The sequence below is a fragment of the Solibacillus sp. iso_87 genome (genome assembly GCF_056173085.1).
The window spans coordinates 3,420,373-3,436,805 of sequence record NZ_CM149656.1 but is presented as its reverse complement, the minus strand read 5'-3'; the positions used below and the strand labels follow the sequence as shown (position 1 = coordinate 3,436,805).

The 16,433-nt window shown below is 39.7% G+C and carries 15 protein-coding genes; 14 read left to right on the top strand and 1 reads right to left on the bottom strand.

Translation table 11 applies throughout. The features are described from left to right. The first annotated feature begins 114 nt into the window (after positions 1-114). From AC0VXV_RS17595 to AC0VXV_RS17585, 3 genes are all read left to right on the top strand, one after another. Positions 115-1,602: a class I adenylate-forming enzyme family protein gene (locus tag AC0VXV_RS17595; RefSeq protein ID WP_475529474.1), complete on the top strand. Its 1,488-nt coding sequence runs from the start codon at positions 115-117 to the stop codon at positions 1,600-1,602. 157 nt (positions 1,603-1,759) lie between these two features. Beyond that, entirely contained in the window at positions 1,760-2,257 is a 498-nt protein-coding gene (locus AC0VXV_RS17590; protein ID WP_475529473.1) for a YehS family protein, read from the top strand. Between the two features lie 152 nt (positions 2,258-2,409). Beyond that, positions 2,410-3,309 carry a radical SAM/SPASM domain-containing protein gene (locus AC0VXV_RS17585; RefSeq protein ID WP_079523669.1) on the top strand — a complete coding sequence of 300 codons (900 nt, stop codon included), beginning with the start codon at positions 2,410-2,412 and terminating at the stop codon, positions 3,307-3,309. A 59-nt stretch (positions 3,310-3,368) separates the two neighbouring features. Here AC0VXV_RS17585 and AC0VXV_RS17580 read toward each other — a convergent pair whose 3' ends face one another. Next, entirely contained in the window at positions 3,369-3,944 is a 576-nt protein-coding gene (locus tag AC0VXV_RS17580; protein ID WP_475529472.1) for a metallophosphoesterase family protein, read from the bottom strand. A 211-nt stretch (positions 3,945-4,155) separates the two neighbouring features. Here AC0VXV_RS17580 and AC0VXV_RS17575 point away from each other — a divergent pair, with 211 nt between their 5' ends. The 11 genes from AC0VXV_RS17575 to AC0VXV_RS17525 all read left to right on the top strand — a co-directional run bounded on the left by AC0VXV_RS17575 (position 4,156) and on the right by AC0VXV_RS17525 (position 16,423). Further along, entirely contained in the window at positions 4,156-5,001 is an 846-nt protein-coding gene (locus AC0VXV_RS17575) for a MurR/RpiR family transcriptional regulator (RefSeq protein WP_475529471.1), read from the top strand. 57 nt (positions 5,002-5,058) lie between these two features. After that, positions 5,059-6,462, top strand: a complete 1,404-nt coding sequence (locus AC0VXV_RS17570; RefSeq protein ID WP_475529470.1) for an extracellular solute-binding protein — start codon at positions 5,059-5,061, stop codon at positions 6,460-6,462. 71 nt (positions 6,463-6,533) lie between these two features. Then, positions 6,534-7,427 (top strand): carbohydrate ABC transporter permease, encoded by an 894-nt coding sequence (locus tag AC0VXV_RS17565; RefSeq protein WP_475529469.1) that lies wholly within the window; start codon positions 6,534-6,536, stop codon positions 7,425-7,427. A 14-nt stretch (positions 7,428-7,441) separates the two neighbouring features. Then, positions 7,442-8,266: a carbohydrate ABC transporter permease gene (locus AC0VXV_RS17560; RefSeq protein WP_475529468.1), complete on the top strand. Its 825-nt coding sequence runs from the start codon at positions 7,442-7,444 to the stop codon at positions 8,264-8,266. Between the two features lie 11 nt (positions 8,267-8,277). Further along, complete coding sequence (locus AC0VXV_RS17555; protein ID WP_475529467.1) at positions 8,278-9,309, top strand: serine hydrolase domain-containing protein; 1,032 nt, start codon at positions 8,278-8,280, stop codon at positions 9,307-9,309. A gap of 13 nt (positions 9,310-9,322) precedes the next feature. After that, positions 9,323-10,300 carry an N-acetylglucosamine kinase gene (locus tag AC0VXV_RS17550; RefSeq protein WP_475529466.1) on the top strand — a complete coding sequence of 326 codons (978 nt, stop codon included), beginning with the start codon at positions 9,323-9,325 and terminating at the stop codon, positions 10,298-10,300. Further along, positions 10,297-11,202 carry an N-acetylmuramic acid 6-phosphate etherase gene (gene murQ, locus AC0VXV_RS17545; protein ID WP_475529465.1) on the top strand — a complete coding sequence of 302 codons (906 nt, stop codon included), beginning with the start codon at positions 10,297-10,299 and terminating at the stop codon, positions 11,200-11,202. Before AC0VXV_RS17550 ends, murQ begins: the two co-directional genes overlap by 4 nt. A 157-nt stretch (positions 11,203-11,359) precedes the next feature. Then, the gene (locus AC0VXV_RS17540) at positions 11,360-12,502 is read left to right on the top strand and encodes an acyl-CoA dehydrogenase family protein (RefSeq protein ID WP_475529464.1); all 1,143 of its coding nucleotides are present in this window, start codon (positions 11,360-11,362) and stop codon (positions 12,500-12,502) included. Positions 12,503-12,523: 21 nt separating this feature from the next. Further along, positions 12,524-13,705: an acetyl-CoA C-acetyltransferase gene (locus tag AC0VXV_RS17535; RefSeq protein WP_475529463.1), complete on the top strand. Its 1,182-nt coding sequence runs from the start codon at positions 12,524-12,526 to the stop codon at positions 13,703-13,705. A gap of 252 nt (positions 13,706-13,957) precedes the next feature. Further along, positions 13,958-15,190 (top strand): DEAD/DEAH box helicase, encoded by a 1,233-nt coding sequence (locus AC0VXV_RS17530; RefSeq protein WP_475529462.1) that lies wholly within the window; start codon positions 13,958-13,960, stop codon positions 15,188-15,190. 3 nt (positions 15,191-15,193) lie between these two features. Then, the gene (locus AC0VXV_RS17525) at positions 15,194-16,423 is read left to right on the top strand and encodes an aminopeptidase (protein WP_475529461.1); all 1,230 of its coding nucleotides are present in this window, start codon (positions 15,194-15,196) and stop codon (positions 16,421-16,423) included. The last annotated feature ends 10 nt before the right edge of the window (positions 16,424-16,433 follow it).

Genomic DNA, 16,433 nt, shown 5'->3' with positions numbered 1-16,433 from the left:
AAAATTTTCATTAGTTGCTTAAGAAAATAAACAGACAGAAAATATTGCATTAAGCAACTTAAAGTTGTTAAAATTTAGAATATTAAGATATTTGTATATTAAGGGGGATTTTAAATGACAGTTTTACAGGCATTAGTTGAACAAGCTGTGGAGACACCCAATGCAACAGCTATTCAATTTGAAAATGAAGTTTGGTCATATGAAGAACTTCTGAATAACTCGCGGAAAATTGCCGGTTATCTGATTAAAAAGGGTTTTCAAAAAGATGATATTGTAGCAGAATTTGCGCTCAATTCCCATTTGTTTATGGCTGTTTATTATGGTGTACAGCTGGCAGGCTTAACCGTAATGCCTGTGAATACAAAGCTGGCCCCTCCTGAAGTGGATTTTATATTTAAGCATTCAGAGGCAAAAATTTTAATATATGATGAAAAACTGCAAGCGACGATTGATCTTACGACACATGGTTTTCAGGAAATCCTTACACTTTCAAAAATTAAAGAAATTATTAATGGAAGTAGCGCTTCTCCAGCATTGCCGCAGCTAGACCTAGAAGACACGTCCGTTGTTATGTATACATCCGGAACGACAGGAAAACCAAAAGGGGTTATGCTCAGTCACCGGAATATTTTGGAGACAGCGCAAATTTGGTCTGACTCAATGAATATGACGAATGGGGACCGCATGTTTATTTGTACACCATTGTTCCACTGTGCAGGCAGCCATGTATTTGCGGTGCCGACAATTTTTAAAGGAGGAGCAGTTCTAATAGAAGAAGCATTTTCACCAGATCAGACATTGAAAAACCTAGTTGAAACAAAAGCGACTATTTTCTTTGGCGTACCGGCAATGTATACGATTTTATTGAACAAACCAGAGCTGCAATCCTATGATTTTAGTCAATTGCGCTTGTTCTGCTATGGGGCCGCACCGATGCCGTATGAGCTTGTTAAGCGCCTGAAGGATACATTCCCGAATGTAAATGTACAGAACTTATATGGGCAAACTGAAAATACACCTGCTGCGAGTTCATTGCTGGATGATGCAGCACTGTTTAAAATCGGTTCAGTAGGCAAACCGTTAGCACGGACTGAAATTCAGCTGCGTGATGCAAATGGTGAAATCGTGCCATTAGGAGAAGTCGGTGAAATTTGCGTGAAAGGTCCTCAAGTAATGAAGGGATATTTGCGCGCACCGGAAGAAACAGCAAAGTCGATTCAAGATGGATGGCTGTATACAGGAGATTTAGGCCGTTTTGACGAGGAAGGCTATTTATATATTGTAGACCGCAAAAAGGATATGATTATTCGCGGCGGCGAAAATATTTATCCGATTGAAGTGGAAGAGGTACTTTACCAAATGCCTCAAATTTTAGAGGCTGCGGTCGTAGGGATCCCTCATGAAGTGTACGGTGAAGTTCCAAAGGCGTTTGTTGTATTAAAAGAAGGCCAACAATTAATGGAACAGGATGTGCTGGACTATTGCATGACACAGCTTGCAAAATATAAAGTTCCATTTGAAGTCGACTTTATCGACCAACTGCCACGTAATGCTTCCGGCAAAGTACTGAAGCATACGTTAAGACCAAAACAGACGATATAAAATATGGTAGCCTCGATTTTCTCGAGGCTATTTTCCATGAATATAATAAGGACCATTCTCCAATCCTTATAAAAACGAGTCCCCTAAAGAGTCCAGCTAACAAACCTGCCCTGTCGTCTGGTATAATAAGCGTTAGCAAAACATGATGGAGGCAATTATGGATAATAATGATATTTTAATCCGAGTACGTTATGCATTGGATTTGAAAAATAGAGAAATGATTGAAATTTTTAAGTTAGGCGGCGTTACCGTTTCACCTGAGGATATGCCGAAAATTTTAACGAAGTCTTTGGAAAAAGATGAGGAAGCACCTGCCGATTATGATCAAATGAAAGTGAATCATAAAAATTTGGAAGCATTTTTCAATGGGTTAATTACGTATAAGCGTGGACCAATGCCAAAAAAAGAAGGGCAGCCAGCGCCAGTGCAGGAAAAGCCGGACCATGTTAACAACATGATGCTGAAAAAGCTGAAAGTGGCATGCCAGTTGACGACAGAAGAGATGCTGGATGTGCTAGATGACGGGGGCATTGCCGTGTCAAAAGGCGAGCTTGGTGCCATCATGCGTAAACCGGGTCACCGTAATTACAAAGAATGCGGCGACAACTTTGCACGTAAATTCCTAAAAGGCCTGTCTGTAAGATATCGCGGATAAAAATTCGAACTGCCTAGAGTGTGATTCCTATTCTAGGTGGTTTTTTATTCGCAATGTATAGTAAGCCAAACAGACAGCTTCCTTTTTACATAAGAAATTTGTTACAATGAGTAGTATTGTTTAGGATGAAAAAAAGGAATGGTGAACGAGCGTTGAAAACTTTTAAGAAAGTGTATATTGAAATTACAAGTGTATGTAATTTAGCATGCAGCTTTTGTCCACCTACAGAGCGAGCAAAAGGATTAATAAAGGTAGAGCAATTTGCCCATATTTTAGATGAAATTAGCGGCTATACAAAATATATATACCTACATGTAAAAGGGGAGCCTTTATTGCATCCGCGCATCGGGCAGTTGCTCGATATTGCACATGAAAAAGGCTTTAAAGTTAATATTACGACAAACGGGACATTAATTAAAAAGAACCGAGAAAAGCTGCTGGGCAAGCCTGCACTTAGACAAATAAACTTTTCGCTTCATAGTTTTGATGGACATGAAGGTTCTGAAAACCGCGAAAAGTACTTAGGTGATATTTTGGAATTTGTGCGGGATGTACGAAAACATAATGTCATTATTTCTTACCGTCTATGGAATTTGCAGCGCAATAATGTATCGGAGCTTGCAAACCGCAGAAACCGCGAAACACTTGAAATTCTGGAAAAAGAGTATGAGCTGGACTATGAAATTCAAGAGCGGGTGGAAATGGGCTCAGGAGTAAAAATTGCAAAAAACATTTATTTAAATCAAGACCATGAATTCCGCTGGCCAAGCCTGCTTGAAAAAGCGGATGAAGGCAAAGGGTTCTGTCATGCATTGCGTACACATGCAGCCATTTTAGTAGATGGCTCTGTTGTTCCATGCTGTTTAGATGGCGAAGGTGTCATTAATTTAGGAAATGTCCACGACCAGAAGTTCGGCGACATTATTACTACAGACCGTGCACAAAACTTAGTAGATGGGTTTTCTCGTCGTGAAGCTATTGAAGAGCTGTGTAAAAAATGCGGTTTCCGCCAAAAGTTCGGCATGGATTCCGAGCTACCGGATGTTTTATAGTCCATTATATTGATAGATTAAAAAAAGGCTGTCCTGATTTTATCCAGGGCAGCCTTTTCCTATTGAGCTTGCATAAATGTAACCGTCATTTCCTCGCTGTCATACAAACACCATTCTTTATTGTCGACGACAGGACCGACATTAATCTGGTATTGTTTTTTTCCGACAGCCAGTGGGATATCGTAAGGGACAGGATGTCGTAGCCCATCTTTATAGATTGCAGCTTCATGACTATGTCCAAAGAACAGCAATGGCGTTTCAATGTTCGGGAAGGTAGGATTGAATGTTTTATCCCACTCTATTTGGTGCCCATGAATTAATGTGGCATGTTCAATTACAAGCGCATTTTCATATTGAAGAAAGCGCTCATCCCCTGTTACAAGGGCAATACGTTCTTCCTGATTCCCGATAATTGAAGGGAATGTTAAGAGGCTCATAAACCTTTCATCAACTATCGCTGCATCCTTTAGCTTTGCATGCCGAATCATTTTTGCCTTTTTCTTGCCGATTTTACACTCAAACAAATCTCCTAATCCAATAATCTCTGCATTGGGCGCTACTTGCTGTATATGATTTAACACCTTTTTTGTATTTTTATAATGCGAATGTAAGTCGCTCAAAATTGCATACTTCATAAAGATTCACCACCGTATAATTGAATTTCTACAATATTATAGCAATGGTCAATTTATCAATAAAATAAAACATTTATTTCCTTTTATTTTCAGAAAATTTAAATAAAATCTTGACGACTAGCAATATAGGTTTTATTATGAAGTTAAATTTCATATATTTTACATTAAAAAGGAAGTTTTACAACATTTTGCTTGAGAGTAGGTAATAAACTTGGAAAATAGTATTGAAAGAATACGTTCGGGGATGGAATTGCTTAAACCTGCTGAAAGAAATGTGGCTTTATATATATTAAGTCATTTAGATGATGTCATTCGCATGCCGATTGCTGTGCTGGCTGAGAAAGCTAAAACAAGCGAAGCAACAATTGTGAGGATGTGCAGGGCATTAAACTTTTCCGGTTTCAAAGATTTAAAACTAAGTATTGCTTCAGCACCTACTCTGGAAATTCCACACAATCACAACTTTGAATTAGAAAAAGATTCAACGATACTCCAAATGATACAGACGATTGAAATGCACAATATCGATGCAATCCAAAAAACGCTAATGATTAATGGGGAAAGGGAATTGGAAAAGATTATCCATCAAATTAATAATGCAAGAAAGATCATCTTTATTGGTATCGGGGCTTCAGCAATTGTTGCACAGGATTTCGAACACAAACTGAAGCGGATCAATAAGAACTGCGAAACGATTTTCGATAGTCATGGGCAGCTTATTGCCGCAACACATGCAACGAGCGAGGATGTTGTATTCGCAATTTCGTACTCAGGTGAAACGAAGGAAATTATTAATGCGCTTACAGTTGCAAAAGAGAATCAAGCTAAGATTATTACAATGACACAAAATAAGCGAAATACAATACAAAGCTTTGCAGACTATGCTCTATATGTTGTTTCTAATGAAGCGGATATTCGTAGCTCGGCAACCGCATCACGCATCGCCCAACTGACATTAATTGATATTTTATATACAGGAATTGCCACATTAAACTATGATAAATCGATTATTGCGTTAAATCGCACACTCGAGGTAATTAAGGGTTTCTCTCGTTAATATTGGTGCTGACTATATTCATATAGTTAACATAATGAAAATGAAGGGGTGTAATGTATGTTTGTTATCAAAAAGAGAAAGCAGACTTGGTTTTTAGTAGCATTAATGAGTTTAATGTTATTGCTCGTTGCGTGTTCGAATGACGAGGAATCAAACAGCGACACTGAAGGAAACAGCGGTACAGAACAATCAACGACTCCAACGGATAATGCTTCTACAGAAAGTACAGGAGATGGTTTGTCAGGCACACTGGAAATTCAATATTTTGTCGGAGGATATGGTGATGGATGGTGGAAGCAAGTTATAGGGGACTTCCAAAAACAGCACCCGGATTTAGAAATTGTTGAACACGCAGGTCCAAATATTAATACAGAAATGAACACACGCTGGATTTCGGAAACACCACCTGATGTTGTATATATCGATGGTGCAGGAGCTAGTGAAACACAAATGATCGCTGAAGGTCAGTTAATGGATATTAGTGAATTTGCAAAAGGGATTAAACTTGAAAATGGTACAGCACTATTAGATAGCTTCATCTCGCCTGCAGAAGAAGTAGATGGCGGGAAAATTTATAGTTTACCATTAGTATTTGATACTTGGGGAACTTGGTATGACACGAAGTGGTTTGAAGAAAACGGATGGGAAGTACCAACAGACTTTGATAGCTGGATCAGCTCTATGGAAAAAATTAAAGCCGATACAAAAATTGCACCATTTGTAACGACAGGTCAACATACACAATACTTCCACCGTGGCGTATTGAATCCGGCTTTTGCTGCAGCAGGCGGTGAAGAGTTATTAAATGACTTAAATAATGGTGTAATAGACGCTTGGAAAAAACCTGAAACGCTTGAAGTATTGAAGAAGGTAGAAAAAATTGCAAAAGCTGGTGTAATCGATAGCGGTTTTGCGGCTTACAATCATACGCAATCACAAATGAACTTCTTAATGCATAAAAATGCTTATATTCCAGTAGGTTTCTGGTTACCGAATGAAATGAAAAATGATACGCCGGACAGTTTTGAATTTGGCTTCACACCAACACCGATGAATGATCCTGGTCAGCCATTAGCTCTTGTACCGGATATTCGTACAATTGCAATTGCCGAAAAAGCAAAAAATCCGGAAGCTGCAAAAGCATTTTTAGAATTCATTTTTACGGAAGAATATGCGCAGGCATTTGCTGAATCAACGGGTGCGATTATGAACATGAAAGACGTTGATTTGTCTTCAAATACAAATGTACAGGATTTCTTGAAAAATATTAATGAAATGATCAACAATCCAGGTGCTGTTCATACGTATAAACGTTATACACCAGATGCTGAACTGCAAAAAATTGCGGTTGAAATTACAAATGAAATTAAATTATTAATTATTGATATCTTACTTGGTGAAATTACTGCTGAAGAATTCGTCGATAAGATGGTGAAAAAAGCAGAGGAACTAAAAAAATAAGGTGGGGGAAATGAGGTTGCTAAAAGCTTTTTAGCAACCTCATTTAATCAATAGAGAAAGGAGTAACGACAATGACCTTTTCTTCCAAAAGCAAATATTTGTTTTTAGCATTCTGTTTACTGCCGACTTTTCTGCTCTTTTTAATTTTTACTGTTTATCCTATGCTAGGCGGGTTGTATTACTCATTTTTTGAATGGTCAGGAACAAGTGCAAACAAAACATTTATCGGCTTAGATAATTATATTCGTCTATGGAACGACTCCATTATTAAAAAGGCGATCATAAATGACTTTTTCTTCGTATTTGTAAAAATCATTGGGATTATGACGCTTGCTCTATTTTTTGCAGTGGCATTAACACAGTTAAAAATCAAAGAAGCGCCATTTTACCGGATCGTATTCTTCTTTCCTAATATTATGTCTGTAGTAGTTATCGGGATTTTATGGCAGTTTATTTATGATCCGAACATGGGGATTGTAAACAGCTTATTAAATCAGGTCGGATTGACAGAATGGGCTCGCCCTTGGTTAGGTGATAAAACATGGGTACTGCCTAGTATAGCGATTCCCGCAATTTGGGCAGGGATTGGATTATTTATGCTTCTTATTATGGGTGGTATTTCGAATGTGCCGAAAAGTTTATATGAAGCTGCAGATATTGATGGTGCATCCGAATGGCAGCAATTTTGGCATATTACAGTTCCGCTCGTTTGGCCACAAATAAAAACATCAATCCTTTATATCATTATTACGTCTCTTAACGGTTCGTTTGTACTTGTGCAAGTAATGACAGGTGGTGGACCGGGTAGTGCTTCAGAAGTAATGGGCTCGTATTTATACCAGCGCGCGTTTGAAGACTTCCAATTTGGCTATGGTGCAGCGATTGGTGTTCTAATTCTTGTCGTGTCGCTCATTACAGTTCTCATTTCCCAATTTATATTGAAAAAAGAAAAAGTCGAATATTAACGGGGGGAATTTAGATGAAAGTAGTTTCACAAATTTTAGTACGTATCCCGTTAATCCTATGGGCGTTTATCGTAATTTTCCCATTAATATGGATGTTTATGGGTGCGTTTAAATCGAATGCAGAAATCTTCACGTCACCTTGGTCAATGCCGACTGATTTTAGTTTCACAAATTTTGAACGCGCGTGGAATGACTACAATATCGGGCGAGCATTTTTAAACAGTTTTTTTGTAACAGTACTTGGCTCATTTTTAACACTCATATTATCGATTCCAACAGCTTACGCATTGGAGCGTGTTCGTTCGAAATTTGGTGAAGTGCTAGTGAATGTTTATTTAGCGTCAATGATGATTCCATCCGTTTTAGGTTGGATCCCTCTATTTTTCTTATTAATGAAGTTTAATTTACTAGATAACTTGTGGGCGTTATCTCTTGTTTATGCCATTTCACATGTGCCGTTTACAATCTTCATTCTCGTTGGGTTCATAGGAAATATTCCAAAAGAGCTGGAAGAAGCAGCGGTCGTTGATGGTATGAGTCCATATGGAATTCTGTTTAAAATTGTGACACCACTCATCAAGTCTGGGATTATGACCGTGACGATTCTGAATGCCATTTCATATTGGAATGAATTTTTCATGGCGTTAATTTTACTGCAAACCGAAAATAAAAATACGTTAGGTGTTGCGATGAATTTACTGAAAATAGATGCGCAATACGATAGTGCATGGGGTGTATTATTTGCGGGACTATGTATTGCAGTTATTCCGGTAATCATTTTCTATTCGATTTTCCAACGCCATATCGTAAAGGGTATGACAGAAGGTGCAATCAAATAGGAGGGGAAATCATGTCTTTTTCACGAGTAGAAGAGTTTATAGAAACAGCGATCCATAATAAAGAACTGCCTGGTGCAGTATTGGCTATGGCAAATGCAAAAGATGTCCTTTACTGTAAAGCATTTGGCATGGCCCATACGGAACCGCAAATTCCAATGACGGAACAGACGATGTTTGATTGTGCTTCATTAACGAAAGTAACAGCAACGGCAAGCTCGGTTTTATTATTGCTCGAGCAGGGTTTTATTGATTTAGATGATTCCATTAGCTATTACTTTCCAGAGCTTAAACTAATGCATGAAGAAGTTAAGATTCGTCATTTATTAACACACACGAGCGGCTTTCAGGCTGAAATCAAGTTTTATAATGAAGAGATAGCTTACACTGATGTCATTGAGCGGATAGTACAGGAAAAAGAACGGGAAAATGTAGAGCAGCAGGTGATCTATAGTGATGTAAACTATATTTTATTAGGAAAACTGATAGAAAAAGTTACCGGAATTTCATTAGCGGACTATGCCGATAAAAATATTTTTCAGCCGCTTCGTATGCACAATACCGTATTTAATCCGTCTGACCAGTTACAGGGGGAAATTGCTGCAACTGAATACCGTACCTATTTAAAGAAACACCAATGGGGTGAAGTGCATGATGAAAATGCACTGCATTTTGGCGGAGTAAGCGGGCACGCTGGGTTGTTTTCAACTGCAGAAGACTTGGCAAAGTTTGCTCAATCGTTTATGAAAGGTACCGATTCTATTTTTCACGAGCATACTAAACAATTGGCAAAGCAAAGTTTTACTAAACAGCATGAGGAACAGCGTGGGTTAGGATGGCAATTGTATTCTTCACCTTCATCTTCCGGCCAATTTTTAAGGGAAGGTTTTGGGCATACCGGTTTTACGGGCACTTCCATTTGGATATCGGATGAGAAGCAATTAGCAATTATTTTGTTAACAAATCGCGTTCATTTTGGACGTAGTTGCGAAATTCAACGGTTTCGACGAATCGTGCATAACTTAGTTGCACTTGAAAATGAATAGATAAGGTGAGCATATGTCAGGAAAACTATGGATTGGTATAGATGGCGGGGGCACGAAAACAACTGCTGTAATTGGGGATGAAAGTGGACATTTACTTGCAGTTGCCAAAGGAAGTTCCGGTAATTTAACAGCGATTTCAACAGAGCAGTTGTACACACTTATAAATGAATTAATCGACCAGTTGTTAATAAAGACAGGGGCCGCATTTACAGATGTGGAAATGGTATTTGCTGCAATGGCAGGGGCAGATCGACAAGCTGAACAACAGAAAATATATGATGCGTTTAAACAATCACCAGTTCCGGAAAAACTTAAAATCAAGAGTGATATCCATGCCGCATTAGCAGCGGGAACTTGGGGCAGAGAAGGTACCTTACTTATTGCCGGGACCGGAGCGATTATATTTGGTTATGAGCAGCAAAAAACATTTCGTGTTGGTGGCTGGGGCTATTTATTAGGTGACGAAGGAAGCGGCTATCATTTAGGGAAGCTGGCCATTCGTTCCGTATTAAAAGCGCATGATGACAAAGTGCCTTTGAAACCTTTTCAGGAAAAGATATTGACCCATTTTAATGTACTGTCACCTGACCAGCTCATTACAAAAATTTATGGCAGCCTGAATCCCGTGACAGCTATTTCTTCTGTAAGCAGAATCGTGCTAGATGCTGTTGAAGAAGATCAAATAGCAAAATCCCTTGTCACTACAGTTCAAGAAGCTTTAATGGAACTTATTGAAAGTGCCTATTCACGAATTGATCGGACGAAGCCGGTTGTATTACATGGCGGATTATTTTCGAATAATACATTTTATGAAGCGTTTACCTTACGTTTTTCATCGCGATTTCCTGATTTGATTGCTTTGAAGCCAATAATTTCGGGAACAGTTGGAGCTTACTTATTAGCATTACAAGAAAGTAAAGTTGAAGTAAGTGATCCAGTTAAACAAACGATTCAACAAACATGGCGTCTATTGGAAGGTGAGATAACATGAATTACGATCAATTAACGACTGAAAAACGAAATAATGAAACAATGAATTTGGATATAATGCCTATCTCGGACATACTTCAAATCATGAATAAAGAAGATATGCAAGTTGTGAAAAGTGTCGAACAAGTTTTACCTACCATTGAGAAAGTAATTAAAAGAGTGGTTGAAAACATAAATAATGGAGGCCGCCTTTTTTATATCGGAGCGGGAACTAGTGGTCGTTTAGGAATGCTTGATGCATCTGAATGTCCGCCTACTTTTATGACCGATCCGGAGCTAGTACAAACGATCATGGCAGGCGGGAAGGATGCATTTTTCCAGGCAGTTGAAAATGCTGAAGATCGTTTGGAAGATGGAATACACAAATTAAAAGAAAAAAACGTAACGCAGTTCGATTCCGTTATCGGTATTACGGCAAGTGGTACGACACCATTTGTAATGGGTGCTTTAGAGTATGCGCAATCTGCCGGTGCCTACACGGTAAGTTTGACGAGCAATATTAATTCTGAAGTAAGCCGCTATGCGGAAGAAGCGATTGAAGTCGTCGTAGGGCCAGAAATATTAACAGGATCAACACGATTAAAAGCGGCTACATCGCATAAAATGATTTTAAATATGATCAGTACGGCGTCGATGGTTCAATTAGGCAAAGTGTACGAAAACTTAATGGTCGATGTACATGCAAGCAATAATAAATTAATAGAGCGGGCTAAAAGAATTGTCATCGATGCGACGGACTGCAAATATGAGGAAGCAGAAGAAGTACTTGAAAAAACAAAATTTGCAGTTAAGCCAGCAATTGTCATGCTAAAGACAAATGAAAATTATGAACGAGTAAAGCTTGCGTTAGAACAAGTAAATGGCCATACAAGGAAAGCTATTTTACTTTTAAACAATAGTTAATAGCGAGAGTTGTCATGAATAATTCTGGCAACTCTTTTTTGTTTTTTACTAAAACTTCTGTATAGTGCAATAATATTTCTTATAAAACCATTGTTTCCATTTTTTGTGCCTGTTAAAATTGAAATGTACTAATATTCAGAAAAAGGGTGGCGGGGAAATGGGTATTTATACAGAAGAACATGAGATGTTTAGAAAAGCTTTACGCAAAATGCTTGATAAAGAGGCGTATCCTTATTTTGAACAATGGGAAAAGGTTCGGGATATTCCGCGTGAGTTTTGGCTGAAGCTTGGGGAGAATGGCTTTTTATGTCCAATGGTGAGTGAAGAGTATGGGGGACTTGCACTCGATTTTGGCTATTCTGCTATATTAACGGAGGAACTTGAGCGTGTTGGCGCAGGGTTAGCAAGCGGGATTTCGCTTCATTCCGATATTGTGACACCTTATATTGAAGCATACGGGACAACTGCACAAAAGGAAAAATGGCTTCCTAAAAGCGTTACAGGCGAGTACATTTCAGCTATTGCTATGACGGAACCGGGTGCAGGCTCTGATCTTGCAGGCATTCAAACGACAGCGAAAAAAGACGGCGGGTTTTATATCTTAAATGGTGAAAAAACGTTTATTACGAATGGCATTCATGCAGATTATGTTGTTGTCGTTTGTAAAACAGATCCGCAGGCAAGTCCGGCATATAAAGGGGTTAGTCTACTTATAGTAGAGAATGGTACACCTGGTTTCAAGCGTGGAAAAAAACTCGATAAAATCGGGATGCACAGTGCAGATACTGGAGAGCTAATTTTTGAAGATGCACATGTACCGGTAGAAAACTTATTAGGGGAAGAAAACCGGGGCTTCTATTATTTAATGGAAAAACTGCAGCAGGAACGTCTTATTGTTGCTATAGAAACACAAATCGAGGCTGAGTGCTGTTTGAAACTTACAGTAGACTATGTAAAAGAACGAAAAGCATTCGGCAGCCGCATCGCCGATTTCCAAAATACTCAATTCAAGTTGGCGGAAATTGCAACTGAAATTGACCTTGGCCGTACATATGTCGATAGTTTAATTGCCAAGCATATTGCAGGACAAGATATCGTGAAGGAAGTATCGATGGCCAAATGGTGGATCAGTGAAATGGCCAAGCGTGTCGTATCGGATTGTCTGCAGCTGCACGGTGGTTACGGTTATATGGAGGAATATGAAATTGCACGACGATACCGTGATATTCCGGTAGCAGCAATTTACGCGGGTACGACCGAAATCATGAAGGGGATTATCGCAAAACAAATTATAAAATAGACTTACAAAGGGGATGGAATAATGAAAAATGTATATATCGTAGACGGGGCACGTACAGCATTTACAGCTTTTGGAGGTTCTTTTGCAACAATAGATGCAGTACAGCTTGGTACAAAAACAGCAGTGGAAGCGTTAAAGCGTGCAAACGTACAGCCTGAGCAAGTCGACCATGTCATTTACGGGGGGGTAATTACTACCGGTGCGAACTCAGCATATTTAGCCCGTCATATAGGCCTTTATGCAGAGGTGCCAAAGGAAGTGCCGGCATTAACTTTAAACCGTCTTTGCGGATCGGGTATGCAATCGGTTGTATCGGCGGCTCAGATGATTCAGCTAGGTGAAGGGGAGGTTGTACTCGCTGGCGGAGCGGAAAATATGTCCCAATCGCCATATTCGAATTTCGAACAACGCTTTAGCGGTTCGAAACTAGGCAACCTGGAGTTTACAGATATGCTACAAGCGACATTAACTGACCGGTATACGGGCTCAGGGATGGGCTTGACGGCAGAAAAACTTGCTGAACAATATACGATTTCTCGTGAGGAGCAAGATGCATTCGCACTTCTATCAAACGAACGTGCTGCAAAAGCGCGCCAGGACGGTATCTTTGCAAAAGAGATTGTGCCGGTTGCTGTAGCTACGAGAAAAGGCGAGATTTTAATAGATCAGGATGAACATATTAAAGAAGGCGGTACACTGGAGAGCTTGGCAAAATTACGCCCAGCATTTAAAAAGGACGGCTCGGTTACTGCTGCAAACGCTTCTGGAATTAACGACGGGGCAGCATCTGTCGTTGTCGCAAGTGAAGACTTTGTAAATGAACATGGGGTAAAGCCGTTAGCCCGCATTGTCTCATGGGGAATAGCGGGTGTTGACCCGACAATTATGGGAATCGGACCCGCTCCGGCAATTCGTCAAGCATTGGGGCGTGCGAATTTAACAATTGAAGACATGGACTTAGTTGAAATTAATGAAGCATTTGCAGCCCAATATATCGCGGTGGAGAAGGAACTTGGCTTGGACCGTGAGAAAACGAATGTAAATGGTGGTGCAATCGCACTCGGTCACCCGGTAGGTGCAAGTGGAACAAGAATTATCTTATCCGCTGCATATGAACTGCAGCGACGCAACGGGAAGTATGCGGTTGCAAGTCTTTGTATCGGTGGCGGACAAGGAATTGCTCTAATTATCGAGAGAGTGTAGAAGCTAGGCGTGCTGGAAGGATATTTCCGGCATGCTTTTTTGTTGTGGACGTTTTTATTAGAACTAATTAAAATATATTAGATGATTTTCAAATTTATTAGAAAATCCCCCAGCTTTCACGCTCCGTTTTTCAATTGACACATCGCCTTCTTTTTTCGCTGTAAAACACACCAACCGATATTCCGCCAAATTTTCGCATTAATAATGGAATATGGTACACTAAAGCCAACGAATAAAAGGTGGTAAAACAATATGTCAGCAATTAGCTTATTAAACGAAACACTTCAAAATAAATGGTCGTTTGAAACGACAATGAAAATACAAGAGGAAATGATTCCTGCGATGGTTGAGGGAAAAGATATCGTGGCAGAATCACCGACAGGCTCAGGGAAAACATTAGCCTACACATTACCGATTTTAAATAAAGTAGACGGTAACAAGAAACAAACTCAGGCATTGATCGTTGCACCTTCACAAGAGCTTGCGATGCAGATCGTTGAAGTAATCCGTGACTGGACAGCAGGAACAGACATCACTGTGCAGCAACTAATCGGTGGTGCGAACTCGGCACGCCAAATCGAAAAATTAAAGAAAAAGCCAACAATCGTTGTCGGGACACCAGGTCGTCTGAATGAATTGGCACGCCAAGGTAAATTAAAACTTAAAGAAATCGAAACAATCGTTTTGGATGAATGCGATCAGTTGCTTAGCCGCGAGTACCGTGTTGTCGTAAAATCGTTTATCGAAAATGCAGCATTCGGCCGTCAAGTCGTTGTCGTTTCGGCTACAATTACAGAAGAGATCAAGCTTGTAGCAGAGCGCTTAATGTTCGAGCCGATCAGCATCGAAATAAAGCCGGAAGATATGGTGAAGTTCGGTAAAGTTGTCCACTCTTTCGTAAAAGTGGAAGAGCGAGACAAAACAGATATGCTTCGTCGATTAGCTAATATTGAAGGATTGCGCGGATTGGCATTTGTTAATAACATCGACCAAGTACTAATGAAACAGAACAAGCTGGAGTACCGTGATGCACCGATTGTAGCACTTCATTCAGATATGAAAAAAGATGAGCGTAAAAAAGCGCTGGATGCATTCCGAAAAGGGGAAGCACGCATTTTAATTGCGACGGATATTGCTGCACGAGGTTTAGATATTTCAGGTTTAACACATGTTATTCATGTTGATGTACCAAGAACAATCGAGCAGTATACACACCGTTCAGGGCGTACAGGACGTGCCGGTGCTGACGGTGAGGTACTGACATTACTATCGTACAAAGACGAAAAGACATTCAAAAAATGGTTGCGCGATCTTTCCTTAAAAGGTGTTCAAAAAGTATGGACTCAAGGACAGCTTGTCGAGGGGAATGCAAAGACAGTATCTTCAAAAGCGGCACCTGCAGCGAACAAAGCAACAGAGAAAAAGCCGTACCAAGCAAAGTCCAATAAAAAAGGTATGACTTTCAGTAAGAAAAAGGAGAAATAATTCATGACATTCCAAGAGAAGTTGGAGCAATTTGCAGATTTAGCCGTTCGAATCGGAGTAAATATTCAAAAAGGACAATATTTATTAATTAACACATCTACGGATACGCTGGACTTTACACGTATTGTCGTTAAAAAAGCATATGAAGCAGGCGCAAGCCGTGTTCATGTAAACTTAACTGATGCCAGCTTTGAACGTGCTTATTATGAGAATGTTACGGTAGAAGAAACAGCTAATTTCCCGAAATGGGTTGTTGCACAACGTGAAGAATTAATTGAACGTAAAGGTGCACTTCTTTGGATCGATGCGGAAAATCCTGATTTACTGGCAGGTATTGATTCAGAAAAAATCGGAACGCAGCAAAAAGCAGCCGGTGCAGCATTAGTAAATTACCGTAAAGCTGTTATGAATGATGATATTGCATGGTCAATTATTGCTGTTCCTTCGCCGAAATGGGCGGCAAAAGTATTCCCTGATTTACCGGAACAAGAGCAGGTTCCCGCATTATGGGATGCTATATTCACAACAGTGCGTATTGGTGAAGGGGATGCAGTAGCAAACTGGCAAACTCATATTGAAAACTTACAAGTACGTGCCGATATGCTGAATAAGAAAAAGTATGCGAAGCTTCATTACACGGCACCTGGTACAGACTTGACGATTGAACTTCCGGACAAACATCTGTGGAAAAGCGGAAGCAGCGAGACACCGGATGGTACGACATTCATCGCGAATATGCCGACAGAAGAAGTCTTTACATTACCTGCAAAATATGGTGTAAGCGGCTATGTATCAAATACGAAGCCACTCGTTTATAAAGGTAATATTATTGATGATTTCAAGCTGACTTTTGAAAAAGGTAAAATCGTTAACGTTGAGGCAAAAGTAGGTCAGGACTTATTACAGCAGCTAGTTGCTTCTGATGAAGGGTCTTCATATTTGGGAGAAGTGGCATTAGTACCACATGAATCACCCATCTCTTCATCAAATATTTTATATTACAACACATTATTTGATGAAAATGCCTCTAACCATTTAGCAATCGGAGAAGCATATCCGACTTGCTATGAAGGTGGCAAGGAACTTGAAAAGGGCCAACTGGAAGCACTGGGCATTAACACATCGATCACACATGAAGATTTCATGATCGGCAGTGCGGAAATGGATATTGACGGAATTCTGGCGGATGGCACAACAGAACCGATTTTCAGAAAAGGTAATTGGGCATTCTAACAATTGAAGG